The 923-nt window shown below is 66.0% G+C and carries 3 protein-coding genes; all 3 read right to left on the reverse strand.

The features are described from left to right. Window positions 1–232: DUF3263 domain-containing protein (locus C5C07_RS20360; RefSeq protein WP_115806047.1), on the reverse strand; the 232-nt coding region annotated here is incomplete at its 3' end. Then, entirely contained in the window at window positions 229–417 is a 189-nt protein-coding gene (locus tag C5C07_RS20365; RefSeq protein ID WP_115806048.1) for a helix-turn-helix domain-containing protein, read from the reverse strand. The genes C5C07_RS20365 and C5C07_RS20360, both read right to left, overlap by 4 nt. After that, on the reverse strand, window positions 414–599 hold the full coding sequence (locus C5C07_RS20370) for a helix-turn-helix domain-containing protein (protein ID WP_158546618.1): 186 nt from the start codon (window positions 597–599) through the stop codon (window positions 414–416). The genes C5C07_RS20365 and C5C07_RS20370 overlap by 4 nt, the downstream gene beginning before the upstream one ends. Window positions 600–923 lie beyond the last annotated feature (324 nt).

The following is a 923-nucleotide window of genomic DNA, read 5'->3' on the forward strand; positions in this document are numbered from 1 at the left end:
GGGTGCGTACGTCGCGGCGGCGGTCGCGGAGCCGGATGAGGCGCTGCACGAGGAGGGCGTCGTACTCCACGGCCTCGGGCTGGTTGATGATCCAGTTCAGCCGGATGTAGTAGGACGTCGGCGTCAGCGCGAACCGGTCGAGGATCTCGCGGTCCTTGGCGCCAGGCACGGCCCAGCGGCCGGCACGCTCGAGCTCAAGGATCGCGCGGTCGGTGTCAGTGAGGGCGCTCATGCGTCCTCCAGCGACTCGAACCACGCTTCGAGGTCCTCGAGGCGGTAGCGGCGGCGGCCGCCGATGGTCTTGCCCCGGAGGGTGCCTGCGGCTTCTGCGCGGCGGAGGGTCTGCTCGGAGACGTCGTACATCTCGGCGGCGGTCTGGCGGGAGACGGCCTTCCGGACGGTTGTCGTGTCGCTCATGCCGACACCTCGGCGTCGTTGTAGCCAGCGGCGATGTACGCCTCGAGGTCCTCGTGAAGGATCAGCCACGTCTTGCCGGGCTTCGTAGCGCGCAGCTTGCCCTCGCGGCACAGCCGGGCGACCTCGTAGCTGCGCATCCGGAGCCGGGGTGCGACCTCGTTGGCCGTGAGGAACGGCGACACGCCCAACTGCGGTGCCGCCTGGACGGAATCGCTAGGGGTTGGTGCGGAAGTCATGAGGAAAGAATGCACCGATGAGGAACGGAAAGCAAGCGAATACGTAGGTATTCCTACGGATGCTGTGCGTGCATACAGCGTGTCATGCTCGTTTCACGCTCAGATGGGGCGTCTCTCGGGCGTAAATCAGGAGCAAGGATGACGCTCGACCATGAGGCAGACTGGTCCGTCGTGACTGGGGACCGCTTTCGCGAGCGACGGATGAAGCTGAACCTCACCCAGGCAGAACTGGCTACCGAAGCGGGCATCAAGAGCTACGAGACGGTGGGA

This window comes from Haloferax sp. Atlit-4N (genome assembly GCF_003383025.1).
Lineage (GTDB): Archaea > Halobacteriota > Halobacteria > Halobacteriales > Haloferacaceae > Haloferax > Haloferax gibbonsii.

Excerpts from the sequence above, each read along its gene's own strand:
- C5C07_RS20365 (WP_115806048.1), bottom strand. The coding sequence starts at position 417 with ATGAGCGACACGACAACCGTCCGGAAGGCCGTCTCCCGCCAGACCGCC.